The sequence below is a fragment of the Crocinitomix catalasitica ATCC 23190 genome (assembly GCF_000621625.1).
GTDB lineage: Bacteria > Bacteroidota > Bacteroidia > Flavobacteriales_D > Crocinitomicaceae > Crocinitomix > Crocinitomix catalasitica.
Map to the genome: position 1 here is coordinate 84,690 of NZ_KK211319.1, position 15,058 is coordinate 99,747.

At 34.7% G+C, this 15,058-nt stretch carries 6 protein-coding genes; 3 read left to right on the forward strand and 3 right to left on the reverse strand.

Annotated elements, in window-relative coordinates; all coding sequences use genetic code 11:
- Positions 1–4 precede the first annotated feature (4 nt).
- The gene (gene sov / locus T367_RS23405) at positions 5–7,378 is read left to right on the forward strand and encodes a T9SS outer membrane translocon Sov/SprA (protein ID WP_051568712.1); all 7,374 of its coding nucleotides are present in this window, start codon (positions 5–7) and stop codon (positions 7,376–7,378) included.
- A 9-nt stretch (positions 7,379–7,387) separates the two neighbouring features.
- On the forward strand, positions 7,388–7,858 hold the full coding sequence (locus T367_RS0120390; protein WP_027421478.1) for a GNAT family N-acetyltransferase: 471 nt from the start codon (positions 7,388–7,390) through the stop codon (positions 7,856–7,858).
- Here the strand turns inward: T367_RS0120390 and T367_RS0120395 are convergent.
- The 3 genes from T367_RS0120395 to T367_RS0120405 all read right to left on the reverse strand — a co-directional run bounded on the left by T367_RS0120395 (position 7,855) and on the right by T367_RS0120405 (position 12,408).
- Positions 7,855–8,826, reverse strand: coding sequence for a polyprenyl synthetase family protein (locus tag T367_RS0120395; protein WP_245593083.1), 972 nt, complete (start codon positions 8,824–8,826; stop codon positions 7,855–7,857). The genes T367_RS0120390 and T367_RS0120395 overlap by 4 nt on opposite strands.
- Before the next feature lie 24 nt (positions 8,827–8,850).
- Positions 8,851–11,472, reverse strand: coding sequence for an efflux RND transporter permease subunit (locus T367_RS0120400; protein ID WP_027421480.1), 2,622 nt, complete (start codon positions 11,470–11,472; stop codon positions 8,851–8,853).
- A gap of 75 nt (positions 11,473–11,547) precedes the next feature.
- Complete coding sequence (locus T367_RS0120405) at positions 11,548–12,408, reverse strand: M23 family metallopeptidase (RefSeq protein WP_027421481.1); 861 nt, start codon at positions 12,406–12,408, stop codon at positions 11,548–11,550.
- A 210-nt stretch (positions 12,409–12,618) separates the two neighbouring features.
- On the opposite strand from T367_RS0120405, the gene T367_RS0120410 reads away from it, so the two are divergent.
- Entirely contained in the window at positions 12,619–15,030 is a 2,412-nt protein-coding gene (locus tag T367_RS0120410) for a choice-of-anchor L domain-containing protein (RefSeq protein ID WP_084274509.1), read from the forward strand.
- Positions 15,031–15,058: the final 28 nt, after the last annotated feature.

Below are 15,058 nucleotides of genomic sequence, written 5' to 3' on the forward strand. Positions count from 1 at the left end.
TTACGTGAAAAGAATTTTATTTATACTCTTACTTGGTTTTACTTCGCAATTATTGGCTGGAGTAGGTGGAATATCTGAGGATAATCAGATGCTAAATATGGCTGATGATAGTCCGCGAGTTGAACTACCATTTCCAATTTACGATTATACGGATTATACAAACCGAAAAAAATCAAGAATTGATCTAGCCGATCCTTCAAACATTAAAACAGATATTGTTTATAATCCTGAAACGGACTCCTACGAAATAATTCAAAAAATTGGTGATCGTTATTATAGATACCCTACTTCAATGAAAAGGGAAGAGTATTTAGAATATCAAAGAAAAAAGGCTTTAGAAGAGCATCTAAGTAATAAAATTGACGAAACTAACGAAGAAGAAAATAATATTCTTCAACCAAGTGTAAGTGTTAAAAGTGAGGCGTTTAAGAATATATTTGGTAGTGATGAAATAAGTATTCGGCCACAAGGTACGGCTGAGCTTTCGTTCGGTGTGAACGTTTCGCGTTATGATAATCCAGCGCTTCCAGAAAAACAAAGACGTGTTGCTACTTTCGACTTTCAACAACAAATTCAATTGAATATGGTTGGACAAATTGGTGATAAGTTAAAGTTAACCATTAGTCAAAATACGCAAGCAACCTTTAATTTCCAGAATCAAGTTAAAATTGAATATACGGGATATGAAGATGAAATTATTCAAAAAATTGAGGCAGGTAACGTAAGTTTACCATTAAACACGACATTAATTCAAGGATCACAAAGTTTATTTGGAATTCGAACGGATTTAAAATTTGGTCGTTTAACAGCGCAAACAATTTTATCACAACAAAAAGCACAAAGACAAGAAATTAATGTTGCCGGAGGTGCTCAAGTTCAAGATTACGAAGTAGAGGTAGATAATTATGAAGCGAATAAACACTATTTCTTAAACTATTATCATCGTGAGCATTACGATTCTGCAATGCGTACAATGCCTATTGTAAGTTCGGGTGTTTTTATTACTAAAATTGAGGTTTGGGTTACCAATCGTATTAATAGAGTGGAGGATACACGAAACTTTATTGCATTTACAGATTTAGGTGAAGGTAATCCTTCAAATTTTCAAGGTTTTCCGATCGATAATAGTCCAACAAGTGACTTACCTAACAATGATGCCAATTCATTATATGCAGAACTATCTGGGGCCTCAGAAATTCGCGAGTTTTCAAGTGCAGTTGCTAAATTAGCTTCTTATGCGGGATCACCAGGACCATTCGTTCAATCTGTTCATTATGAAAAAGTAGAAAATGCACGACAATTAAGTGAACAAGAATTTACTTATAATGCTCAATTAGGTTTTGTATCCTTACGTTCACCATTAAATCAAGATGAAGTTTTAGGTGTTGCATATCAATATACTTTAAACGGTAGAACATACCAAGTAGGGGAATTTACGAATGATGTTCCTGTACAAGAAGGATCGAAAAGTGGTTTGATTCTAAAATTACTTAAAGCAACTGTTGTTAATCCAAGTAATAAAACTTGGGATTTAATGATGAAGAACGTTTATTCAATTGGTGCATACCAAGTAAGTGCAGCAGATTTTACATTTGACATTTGGTACAATAATCCTTCTACGAGTGTAAATATTAATTATCTGCCATATGAAGGTGTTAATGATGTTCTCTTGATGCAACAATTAGATTTGGATAGATTGAATTTAAATCAACAATTATACGGTGATGGACGATTTGATTTTGTTCCAATAGTCTATGAAGGTAATAGGGCGACCAATGGTGGTACTATTGATCCCCGGACGGGACGAGTCTACTTTACTACGGTAGAACCTTTTGGTAATTTATTGTATGAAAAACTGAGAGCTAAGGAAATGTCGGTGACTGAGGCTAATAGAATTGCATTTACAGAATTGTATGACTCAACTAAAACAGCTGCTCAGCAAATACCGAGTAAGAATAGGTTTTTGATAAAAGGTAGTTATAAATCTTCAGTCAGTTCTGAAATTTCTTTGAATGCGTTAAATGTGCCTGAAGGAAGTGTAAGTGTAACCGCTGGTGGGGCAAAACTAACAGAGGGTGTAGATTATACCGTAGATTATAACTTGGGTAGAGTTCGTATCTTGAATCAAGGTATTCTTGAGTCGCAAACGCCTATTAAAGTACAGTTAGAAAGTAATTCCTATTATGGTATTCAGTCAAAATCACTTGTAGGAGCCCATTTCAATTACGAATTTAATAAGGACTTTAACTGGGGAGCAACAGTTATGAACTTAACTGAAAAACCGCTTACTACTAAAGTTAATATTGGTGATGAACCAATGAGTAATACTGTTATTGGTACGGATATTAGTTACCGGACGGATGCACCCTTTTTAACCAAGTTGGTTGATTATTTACCATTCATTAGTACCAAAGAAAAGTCGAGTATTACAGCTTATGGAGAATTTGCATATTTAATTCCAGGTACGCAAAGAGCAATTAGTAAAGAAGGCGTTTCTTATATCGACGGTTTTGAAGGAAGTCAAAGTTCTATTGATTTACGATTGTATGGTTCATGGAGATTGGCATCAGTTCCACAAGGACAGGCCGATTTATTTCCAGAGTCAGCTATAAAAACTGGTACACAAGCAGGGTTTAATAGGAGTCAATTGGCTTGGTATCAAATTGATTTTTCTACTTTCTATCAAAATTCAAGTGCAACTCCTGATCATTTAAAAGATGACGAAGATATTTTATTAAATTCTCAATACCATCAACTAGCACAAGATCAATTATTTCCAAACAATGACGTTCAAGTAGGTACATTGAATAATATATCAGTGTTAGATTTGGCTTATTATCCAAAAGAAAGGGGTGCATATAATTATGATACTACAGCTGCTTTTATTGACGAAAATGGAGAGTTCAACAATCCAGAAGATCGATGGGGTGGAATTATGCGTGCCTTAAGTACAACGAATTTTGAAACTGCGAATGTTCAGTTTATTCAATTCTGGATGTTGGATCCATTTAATGACGACGCAACTGATTCTATGACGACTAACCTCGGTGGGGGTGATTTATATTTCAATTTGGGTAATATATCAGAGGACGTTTTACCTGATTCAAGAAAAAGTTTTGAAAGTGGCTTACCAACTGGGCCGAGTGTAGGAGATCCTAAAGATTATGATACAACTGCATGGGCAGCTGTGTCTAACGAACAAGTTATTGTAAATGCATTCGATAATGATGGTACTACAAGAACCTTCCAAGATGTTGGATTGGATGGATTTGGAGATGAAATGGAGCGTGTAAAGTTCAGTAATTTCGTTAGTTGGGTAAATTCAAGTTCACTTTCGGTAGATGCTAAAGCGAAATTATTAAATGATCCTTCAAGTGATAATTTTAATTATTATCGAGATGATATTTATGATACGAACGAATATAATATTTTGCGTCGTTATAAATATTTTAACGGTATGGAAGGGAATTCAGCAACATCTGAATTCTCTGCAGATAAAAATGATGAAGGTTATCCAACAGCAGGTACTTTGACGCCTGATATTGAAGATTTAAATCAAGATAATAACTTAAGTGAAACAGAAAGTTACTTTCAGTATAAGGTAAGTTTAAAACCTACAGATATGCAAGTAGGTAGAAATTATATTACCAATGAGCAAATTGTAGAAGTAAGCAAAGAAACTGGTAAAACTGAAAAATGGTACCAGTTTAAAATTCCAATTGAAAATCCAGACGATATCGTAAATGGAATAGCTGATTTTCGTTCAATTCGTTTTATGAGAATGTTCTTACAAGGGTTTGACCATGAAGTTGTATTAAGATTTGCAAAATTAGAATTAATTAGAGGACAATGGAGAAAGTATCAAGATGCTTTGACTGGTCCAGGTGAAGAAATTCCGGGTGACCCTAACGGAACAGAGTTTAATTTAGCTGCAGTCAACTTAGAAGAAAACGCAGGTAAATCTCCAGTTGGATATATTATTCCTCCAAACATCGTCAGAGAACAAGATCAGGGATCATTAAATTTAAGACAGTTGAATGAGCAGTCTTTATCACTTGAGATTTGTGGATTACAAGATGGAGATGCGAGAGCAGCGTATAAAAATGTGCAATTTGATGTCAGGTCCTACAAAAAATTGAAAATGTTTGTGCATGGCGAAGCTAGGGGTGACTCCAGTCTTTTAAAGAGTGATCAATTGACCACGTTTATTCGATTAGGTACTGATTTTGACGAAAATTATTATGAATATGAGATGCCTGTTAAACTTACGCCATGGGGGACTGCGGCAAATGCATTGACGGCTGAAATTATTTGGCCGATAGCCAATGATATGGAAATTGTTTTCGATTCGTTACTGAATTTGAAAATGGAACGGGATAGGTTCGATATATCCACGACAAGTGAATATGTACGAGATTTACCACCAAATGATAATGGTGTATCAACACGAATTAAAGTCAAGGGTAATCCTAATCTTCAAGGCATGAAAGTGATTATGATTGGGGTTAGGAATCCATCGTCTGCCGACGACCATCCTTGGCAAAATGTGGAGGATGGCCAAGAGAAATGTGCAGAAATTTGGGTGAACGAATTAAGATTAACCGACTTTGATCAAACTGGTGGATGGGCTTCTACGGCGAGAGTAAATATGCAGTTGGCTGATTTTGCAAATGTTAATTTAGCAGGTAACTATTCTACTCCTGGTTGGGGAGCACTTGAATCTAAAGTTAGTGATAGACAAAGGGAAACACAGATGTCCTTTGATGCATCCTCTAATATTGAATTGGGTCAATTTTTTGGAAATAAAATTAAATTACAGATACCGTTTTATGTAGGATACTCTGTCTCTGCAGTTGATCCACAATATGACCTTTTAGCACCAGATATTCCGCTTAAAGAATATGATCTTGAGACCCGACGAGAACGCGCAAAAATATCAAGAGATATAACAAGAAGAAAATCATACAATTTCACCAATGTAAGGCGTGAACGGCCATCTGGTAAGAAAGTTTTACCATGGAATATAGAAAACTGGTCGGCTAGTTATTCTTACAACGAATTATATCAAAGGGATATCAATACCGATCATGATATAACTAAAACATATAGAGGTGGACTAGTTTATAATTACTCTGCTAAACCGATTTTGGTCGAGCCATTTAAAAAGGTAAGTTTCTTAAATAAATCGAAATGGTTTTCTATCATTAAAGATTTTAACTTCTATGTAGGACCGAAGTCAGTTGGTTTTAATACTGATTTATCTCGAATGTATAATGAGCGTCAAAATAGAAATGCACTTGATACCAACTTTATTTTTAAACCTACTTATTTAAAGAATTTTACTTGGAATAGAAATTATGATTTGAAATATGATCTTTCAAAGAATATCAAGTTTACTTTCTCTGCAAATAATAGTGCTATTATTCTTGAACCAGGTGGCGCAATAAATAAAGATGCTAATCAAGGTACTGAGGATTATGAAAATTATCAACTTTATAAAAGTAGCATTCGTAGTGCTTTTGAACCATTTGACGGCGATTCAATTAAATTTGGTGGTTATTCGCTGAATTATGGGCAGAGTTATGACTTGAGTTATAAGTTACCATTAGATAAATTACCATTAACAGATTGGATTTCAGCAAACGCAAAATTAAGAGGAAGTTATGATTGGCGTAGAGCGCCATTGGCTGTTCCAGAGATTGGTCATACGATTCAAAATTCAAGAAATTTTACAATCAACAGCCAATTCAATATGGTGACACTTTACAATAAGATTGGTTTCTTTGAAAAAATCAATAATGATGGTAGAGGCGGTAATAATAGAGGTGGTCGACAAACTGCGAATAGAAATCAACCAGATAAGAATTCTAAGAAAGACGACGAAGAGAAAACAGAGGATAGTGAAGAAGACGAAGATGGAAAGAAAAAGAAGAAAAAAGAGCGTGAAGGTCTACATCCTATTGTAAAAACTACTGGGCGTTTGATTATGTCATTTAGAAATTTCACTTTTAATTATAGTGAAAATGATGGGATGTTATTACCTGGTTATGCTGGAGAGACATCTCTATTTGGGATGGATAATTTTAGTGCGCCTTCCTTTGCTTTTACTGCAGGACAACAAAATTTAGATTTATTGGGCAGACAAAATAATGCTTGGGGTGAATTTGATTCATATGCACCTTATGCTGCAAGTAGAGGTTGGTTGGTTGAGAATTCAGGTTTGAATATTCAACATACAATCTCACATACGCAATCAATAAATGCAAGAGCTGCTTTCGAGCCGTTTAAAGATTTAAAAATTAATTTAACAGTTGATAGAAAGTATACGGAAAACGAAAACAGTTATTATCGATATAATGATACGTTGATAACAGATGGTGGAATTGGTGATTGGGAGTATCAGAATGTTGTAAATGGAGGATCGATAAGTTATACGACCATTACGTGGAAAACGGCATTTCAATCGTATGATGATGAAGATGGATCGAAAGCATTTCAAGAATTGAGAGCTTATCGTACGCAAGCATCTAAATTATTAGGTGAAGAATACGGAACAACTTTGCAGGACAATGGTTATTATGATGGCTTTGGTGAAAATCAACAAGATGTATTGATCAATTCTTTCCTTGCTGCATATACCGGTCGTTCATCAGGCAATAAATTGGTTGATCTATTCAGTACATTACCATTGCCTAATTGGGATGCAAGGTATGACGGATTATCAAAAATGTCTTTCTTAAAAGACCGCGTTAAGAATTTTACATTATCGCATGCATATAGATCTAATGTATCTGTAGCTAGCTTTCAAACTAACCTAGGGGCATTTGATTTTGATGGATTGCAGCAACGAGATGCATCGATGAACTTTATCTCGGAAACTCAAATGCAAAGTGTAACTATTTCAGAGCAATTTTCTCCATTAATTGGTGTAAATGCTACATGGACAGTAGGTAAGAATGGATTAATTACAAATTTCGAATACAAACGAGATCGATCAATGGCATTAAATGTAAGTAACTTGCAAATAATTGAAATGCATGGTACTGAATATGTTATTGGAGGTGGTTATAAATTCTCTAAAGTTAAACTGCCAATAAAAATTTCGGGAAAAACTCCAGAAAGCGACTTAACAATGCGATTAGATCTTTCTATTCGTGATAACGTTTCTTTAAGTAGAAATATAATTGAAGATAGTCGACAGTTTACTTCAGGACAGAAAATGTACTCTATAAAAGCGAAAGTTGATTATAATATCGGACCAAACTTGAATATTGCATTGTACTTTGATCGTGTAGTAAACAAACCTAAATTGTCAACAGCTTTCAACACTGCAAATACAAGGGCTGGTATCTCATTGATCTTTAATTTGGCGCAATAATCCTATATCATGTCTAATTCTTTTGATTCAAATAAACTCTCTATTAGAAAGGGTAAAGCTGACGATATGTTTGGTGTGTTTGAGCTAATATGTGAGCTTGCAGAATACGAGCATGCCAGTAACGAAGTAATTACGAGTCCAGCACAACTAATTGAAGATGGTTTTGGAACCAATCCCTTGTTCGAAGTTGAAGTTGCAGAATATCATGAAAAGATTATTGGTTTTGTACTTTACTATCCACGTTATTCAACCTGGAAAGGTCCTACAATTTATCTAGAAGACTTTATTGTAACGAAAGAATATAGACGTTTAGGGATTGGTAAATTGCTCTTTGATCATCTCCATTCAATTGTTAAAGAATCGGCTGTTAAAAGGTTCGAATGGCAAGTATTAGACTGGAATACTCCGGCGATTGATTTCTACAAGGAATATAAGGCCAATTTTGAATCGGATTGGTTGAATGTGACGATCAGGTTTTAAACTTCACGATTTAATAAGTACTTCGCTAAGTTTTCTAAAGGAATTTTCTTTTCATCAGGGAAGTCGATAGCGTTAAGATTTTCCATGGCTACATTATAGTAGCTATTCATTTTAGAAAAAGTTTTCTCCTGAATATTTAAAGCTGCATATAAATCCATAACACCTTTGATTTTAGCGCCTGTATCAGTTTCATTAAGCAATCTTACCAATTCCTCTTTTTGAGCGCTAGAAGCCGCTTCAAAAGCGCTTAAAAGTAGATAGGTTTTTTTATTTGCGATGATGTCACCACCTATTTGTTTGCCAAACTTATTCTGATCTGCATATACATCCAAAATGTCGTCTTGTAATTGAAATGCAAGACCTAAATTGAGTCCAAAACCATATAGTTTATCCGCAGTATTCAATTCAGCACCACCAATCAATGCACCCATTTTTAAACTACATGCTAAAAGTACAGCGGTTTTATTTTGAATCATTTCCAAATAATTATCGATACTAACATTATCGGCAGATTCATAATCCATATCTAATTGCTGGCCTTCACAAACAAGACTAGCAGTATCGTTAAATAATGGTAATAATTGAACCAATAAATCGGGCGAATAAGTTGCTAATTTTTTATAAGATTCGATTAACAAGGCATCTCCACTTAAAATACCAATGTTTTCATTCCATTTTTCATGAATGGTCATCTGATTTCTTCTCAAAGGTGCATTGTCCATGATATCGTCATGTATGAGCGAGAAATTATGGAATAGCTCAATCGCTAAAGCAGCTTCAGTTGCGGATGAATAATCGTCGTTAAACATTTCGCAAGCCATCAACGTAATTACAGGACGCATTCTTTTACCACCGATATTTAAAAAATACTGAATCGGTTCGTATAAATTTTTAGGAGAATCTGGTAATTCAAATTCGGCTAATTTTTCTTCAATAAAACGCTGGTATTTAAGAATGCTTTCAGTCACAATTTGTTCGAAATAAGGTTTTGATTATGAATTTCTATTTTCACTGTCAATCTCTAACTGATCTAATTCAATATCAATTTCCTCATTGTATAATTGGAATAATGGTTCAGCAATCGCCTTATTAGAGATCTTCTTTTCCATCCATAACAATAAACTTGGCAAGATCATCAAGTTAGCGAACATAGCGACAAGTAACGTTAATGAAACTAAAATACCTAAAGCTTTTGTTCCTCCAAACTCCGAGAAAGTAAACATTAAGAATCCGAAGAATAGAACGATTGATGTATAAATCATACTCGTACCTGTTTCTCGTAAGGCTGAAAGAATACAATATCTTAAATCATGCTCATGCGTTTTTAACTCTTGACGGAATTTAGCTAAAAAGTGAATCGTATCATCTACAGAAATACCGAAGGCAATACTAAACACTAATAATGTTGAAGGTTTAATTGGTATGCCAGTATAACCCATTATACCTGCAGTGAATAATAGTGGTACAAAATTCGGAACAAGGGACACAAGTACCATTCTCCAAGATCTAAATAAGATTGACATCAAAATTCCAATAAGCACGATGGCAATACCAAGTGATATTAATAAATTGGTTACCAAATATTGCGTACCGTTTGAAGCAACAACAGAAGTGCCAGTAAATGTCACGCCCCACTCGTTAAGTGCAGCAGCCTCTTTTAAGTTTTGATTAAAGTTTTTATCGCTATGTAATTTATAGAATGAACTTTCATTCAAGGCAAATTCGTCTCTTAATGATTCATTTTCACCTGCATAATGCTTCTTAAGGTCGCTAAGTATGGGTGGGAAATTAGCATAAAGTTCTTTTAGATTGGCATCCTTCTCAGCGCCAGATTGACCATCAATCAAACTTACCATACTATCAACATACGTTTTATGTGGGTTGATAATATGAACAAATAAAGGGTTTAGACTATCAATTATTTCTTGAATGTCGTATGAGCCGATATCTTTAATTTGTGTTGTTATACGCGTTAAAATCCGTGTCGAATCTACAAATCCATTCGTTCCACCTGCATTAGTTGAATTTGAAATATATTCTCCAATTTTTTGTAATTTGGAAGTAGAAGGAATCTCAAATTTATCTGGGTTATTATTACTATACGCCATGTTCGCAACCTTAATGGCATCGGAAATAGAGATAGATTTAGAGAATTGCCCATAATTTTCTAATAGAACCTGAGCAGAATCAATTTCATCAAAACGAGTGTAAAATGTATTTTTCTTTTTGGTATCAATTAAGATGTCAAAAGGTATAGATCCACCAAATTCGTCCTGAATGAATAATAGATCAAGTGTTATTTGATCATCCTGAGGAAGATCTCCGGTGACATTACCCGTTGCTTTAATTTGAAGTGTACCAATAATTGCGATTAAAACAACAATTCCAGATCCAATAAAAACGTATTTTCTTTTATTCAAACTTAAAGATTCTAGTTTCTCAACAGTAAAATGCAACCATTGTTTTTCTAAGTGTTTTAAATGCTTGCTTTTAGGGATTTTAGAATAACTTAGAATGATTGGTAGGATGGTAATTGACAATACAAAAACCAATAAAATATTTAATGATGCAATCTTACCAAACTCAGATAAACGACCTGAATTTGTAAAAATGAAAGTAGAAAATCCTAACGCGGTTGTTAAATTCGTTAAGAATGTAGCATTCCCTATTTTCTGAATGACACGTGATAATGCTTTTACTTTATTTCCGTGATCTTTAATCTCTTGGTGGAATTTATTGATCAAGAAAATACAGTTTGGAATACTGATCACAATAATTAATGGTGGAATTAATACCATTAAAATTGAAAGCTGAAAATTAAATGCACCGATACTACCTAAAGACCATATCACGCCAATAACAACAACTACTAATGCTATTAATACAATCTTAATTGATCTAAAGAAAATGAATAATAGTAATGATGTAACACCAATGGAAAGCCCAATGAATAAGCCTAATTCCCCTTTAAGTTTTTCTCCAACGGCTACACGAATGTGAGGCATTCCAGAAATTCGAACAGGACCTAATATATCTTCGTAAGACCTAGCCACATCTTCAACATCAAATAAGATATTGGCTTTTTTCATGTCCTTCATGATTTCTTCATCGACAAAAACCATCATCAATGAAGCCTTACTCTCTATGTTGTATAAGAAGTCTTCGAAAATAGGGTTGTTACGAATTTCTTGCTTGAGACTGTCTACTTCTGCTTGTGTTTCAGGACGATTTTTAACTGTCTTATTAAAGAAGAAAGTTTTATTTTCTGTATTTTTTTCTAGATTATAGATATGCGCCTCAGAAAAAACAGAATCAATAGCATCAAAAGCAGAAATTTCTTCGCCCATGTCATACCATGCTTGAAATTGTTCTAAACTATATAGGTTTTCTGGGTTTACAGAGAAAATTAGCAATGATTCACTTCCACCAAACGACTTTTTAAGTAGTTCGTAATCCTTTTTTGGTTGTGAATCTTTTGGAAGCATTGTTCCATAAGTATTGTCAACTTTAAGATTTGTCAACGCAAAATATCCAAGATATACTGTAATCGCTAGGATACAAGATAAAATAAGAATCCTGTTTCTTAGGATAAATTGTGAAAGTTTAAACCACATTAAAATTTAGTTTTTAAATCGAGTACAAATGTAATAAAACGAAACTGAATCGGCTTATTATCGATAAGAATAGTATTATTCATTAAACGATATGTATAATTCAGGATTCAAGAATCTGCCGTTTTTCCACAATTCAAAATGAAGATGTGGACCGGATGTGTTTTCTCCCGTATTTCCAACAATCGCTATCGGATCACCTAATTGAACTTTTTCGCCTTGTTTTTTTAAGATGAGAGAACAGTGTTTATAGACTGATACTAAGTTGTTTTTATGTTGAACAGTGATGGTGTTTCCGTCAGTCAAAACCCATCCGGTGAAAATAACAGTTCCTTCTAAGCAAGCCTTTATTGGAGCATCTTCTGTAGTAGCTATATCAACACCGTAATGTTCGTCTGCAATATTAAATGATTGTGATACTATTCCAACAACTGGCGGGAAGAAAAATTCATAACCTACATTTTCGACATGTTTTGATCGTGCTTGTTCTTCTTTTGCCACCTTAGCACGCAAAATTGAGTCTTCTTTCGATTTGCTAAAATCTGGTAAATAGTTGTCAACTAAACTGTCGCCCATTTCGCCTTTTAGTTCATCTTCAATTGGCTCGTCTCTCAGTATGCTCCTGAGGTCACGCATGTATTTAGTTTGTTGATTATAAGCTTTACTAATCGAGCCAATTTGTTTGGTGTTTTCATTGATTTGCGCTTGACTTGCATACATGTCATCATCAATAATAATTGCCTTAAGCGGAGTGTAGTTCAATAATAAAAGCAATGCTACTACAACAACAATGGTATAAAGTGCTACGAGGGTAAATAAGTTCATTGACGAAACACGAACACTCCATTTTTCATGGTAGTTAGAATCGTTAATAAAGGTTAATTTATGTTTAACCCGAATTCGACGAAAATAGTTCTTTATGTTTTCTCTGATAGCCACTAGACGTGCAAAGTTAAGGTTATAAATTAACGTTCGTAATAATTTTATAAAAAATTAGTAAATCAATTATTCCTACAGTTAACTCATTAATTCAACGTTAAAGACAACTTTGTTATCTTGAAAAACGTTATATTTATAAGTGCTTAAGGAATTTTTAAACCAATCCAAAATAAATCATTCAACAATAGCTATATAGTTGATAAGAAATGAATGCGAAATATCAGACAAATATCTATTGTTCTTAGCCTCCTCGTAATGCCTTGTTTGTCATATGGACAGCTGGTTACAACAACGGGTATTGCTCCAACAACTTTGGTTGAAGATATACTAGTTGGTGATGGAGTAGCAGTTTCTGGTGTAAGATATACTGGTTTTCCCGAAGCAATTGGTTCTTTTAACGGTGTCGCAACAAATTTAGGTTTGGCGAGTGGAATTATTTTAACAACCGGAACAGTAAAGAATGAAATTGGAGGTCTGATTCGTGAACAACGTGGCCCTTTTGGTCCGAACAATACATCTTCAGCCGGCAAGGCTAATGGAGCACCTGGATATGGACCTTTAACTACTTTAGCAGGTGTTGAAACCGAAAATGCTGCGATTCTAGAATTTGATTTCGTTCCACAAAGTGATTCAGTTAGGTTTAGATATGTGTTTGGTTCGGATGAATATCCCGAATTCGTTGGTGAAGGATTTAATGATGTTTTCGCTTTTTATATTTCCGGTCCCGGATTTGGAGGGACGGTAAACATGGCGCAAATACCTTTAATCGGAGGTCCTGTTTCTATCGATAATATTAATAATGGTGTTTCTAACGAAGGTCCTTGCAGAAATTGTGATTATTACGTGAATAATGGTCTCGGTAATACGGCACCTCAAGATGCAAGTGATTTCTATATTCAGTATGACGGTTTTACAATTGTAATGGAAGCAAGAGCTGCTGTTCAATGTGGTGAAACTTATCATTTAAGTATCGCAATTGCTGATGCAGGTGACGAAGCGTACGATTCTGGAATATTTTTGGAAGCGAATAGTTTAGAAAGTTATTTACCATTAAAAATGTCGGCGGCTTTAGAATTAGACGGTTATGGAGATGGGAAAACAATGGGGGAAGGGTGTGAAAAAGCAACAATTACAGTAACAAGAAGAGATATCTCAGAGGCTTTATCAATTCCTATTGTTACTTATGGTACAGCAACTGAGAGTGTTGATTATGAAGATTTGCCAGAAACAATAAATTTCGCGATCGGAGAGAATAGTAAAACTTTTTCTTTTGATGTTTACGATGATGATTTAATTGAAGGTATTGAGTCTTTAACAATCGAATTAAATCATCCTGATCCTTGTGGAGAAGACAATTTTGTAACGATTGATTTGGATATAAGCGATGTCGATGATTTGGTGGCAACAGTTGAGGATCAAATGGTGCGATGTGCTGGAGATGAAGTGGAATTAGAAGTTATTGTTACAGGAGGTTTGCCTGATTATACTTATGAATGGGCTATAGGTGGAGATGCGCCTACAGTAACAATTGAAACTGAAGAAACGGCTGAATTCTTTGTTACTGTTAATGATGCATGTATTGGTATTCCTGTTACGGTTTCTGGAACAGTTACCGTCCCGGTTTATCCGCCACTAGTGGTTTTTACTAGTGATGATACAACTGTTTTATGTCCAAATACGCCGATGGTATTAGCGGCTGAAGCTGGAGGTGGGGAAGGTACATATAGTTATGCTTGGACTTTGGATGAATTGCTTTTGACGGAAAGACCTTTTGTAACTGTTTCTCCAATGGTGACGAAGACGTTTATTGTAACCGTAACTGATGGCTGTGGAGAGACAATAGAAGGTGATGTGATGGTTACCGTTACCGCTTCAGTTTTACAATTAGAAATGGGACCTGACCAATTGAGTTGCCCTGGGGATAGTACGAATTTATTCGTTACAGCATCGGAAGGATTAGGAGATTACACTTATTATTGGTTACATTCCGGAGAAACTACAAGTAACGTAAAAGTAGCACCTTGGGAAACAACTGATTATTATGTTGCTGTTGAAGATGCTTGTCATACCTACGAAATTGTAGGTAAATCGACAGTTGAAGTGATAAAGCCATTAGCGAATTTTAATATTATTTCTCAAGATCCGATGGATGGATTACCGGTATCCTTTTTTAATTCTTCAGAAAGAAGTGTCGCGTGGGAGTGGGATTTTGACAATGGATTATTTTCTGATCTGCACTCACCAAGTACTGTCTATTCACCTTACGGATGGTATGATGTTACCCTAATTGCTTATGATTACTTGGGTTGTCCTGATACAATCACAAAACCAATCTATATAAAACCTGAATATTATTTTTATGCACCTAACGCATTTACGCCTGATGGAGACTCGTTCAATAATTCCTACTCAGTTAGTACAATTGGTGCGGTAGAATTTTACTTCGGTATTTTTAATAGATGGGGTGAAATTGTATTTGAATCTTATAATCCTTCATTTCAATGGAATGGTGATTATGGCAATGTGCTTGTGCAAGACGCTGTCCTTGTTTATAAGGCTATTATAAAGAATTTTGAAGGGGAAGTGAATGAATATGAAGGAACAATAACAATATTGCGGTAATTGATTACATTTGTTTTTTTGTAATCAA

What these genes read in the sequence shown, in the direction of transcription:
- T367_RS0120390 (WP_027421478.1), top strand. Translation starts at nt 7,388, where the DNA reads ATGTCTAATTCTTTTGATTCAAATAAACTCTCTATTAGAAAGGGTAAA.
- T367_RS0120400 (WP_027421480.1), bottom strand. Translation starts at nt 11,472, where the DNA reads ATGTGGTTTAAACTTTCACAATTTATCCTAAGAAACAGGATTCTTATT.
- T367_RS0120410 (WP_084274509.1), top strand. Translation starts at nt 12,619, where the DNA reads ATGCGAAATATCAGACAAATATCTATTGTTCTTAGCCTCCTCGTAATG.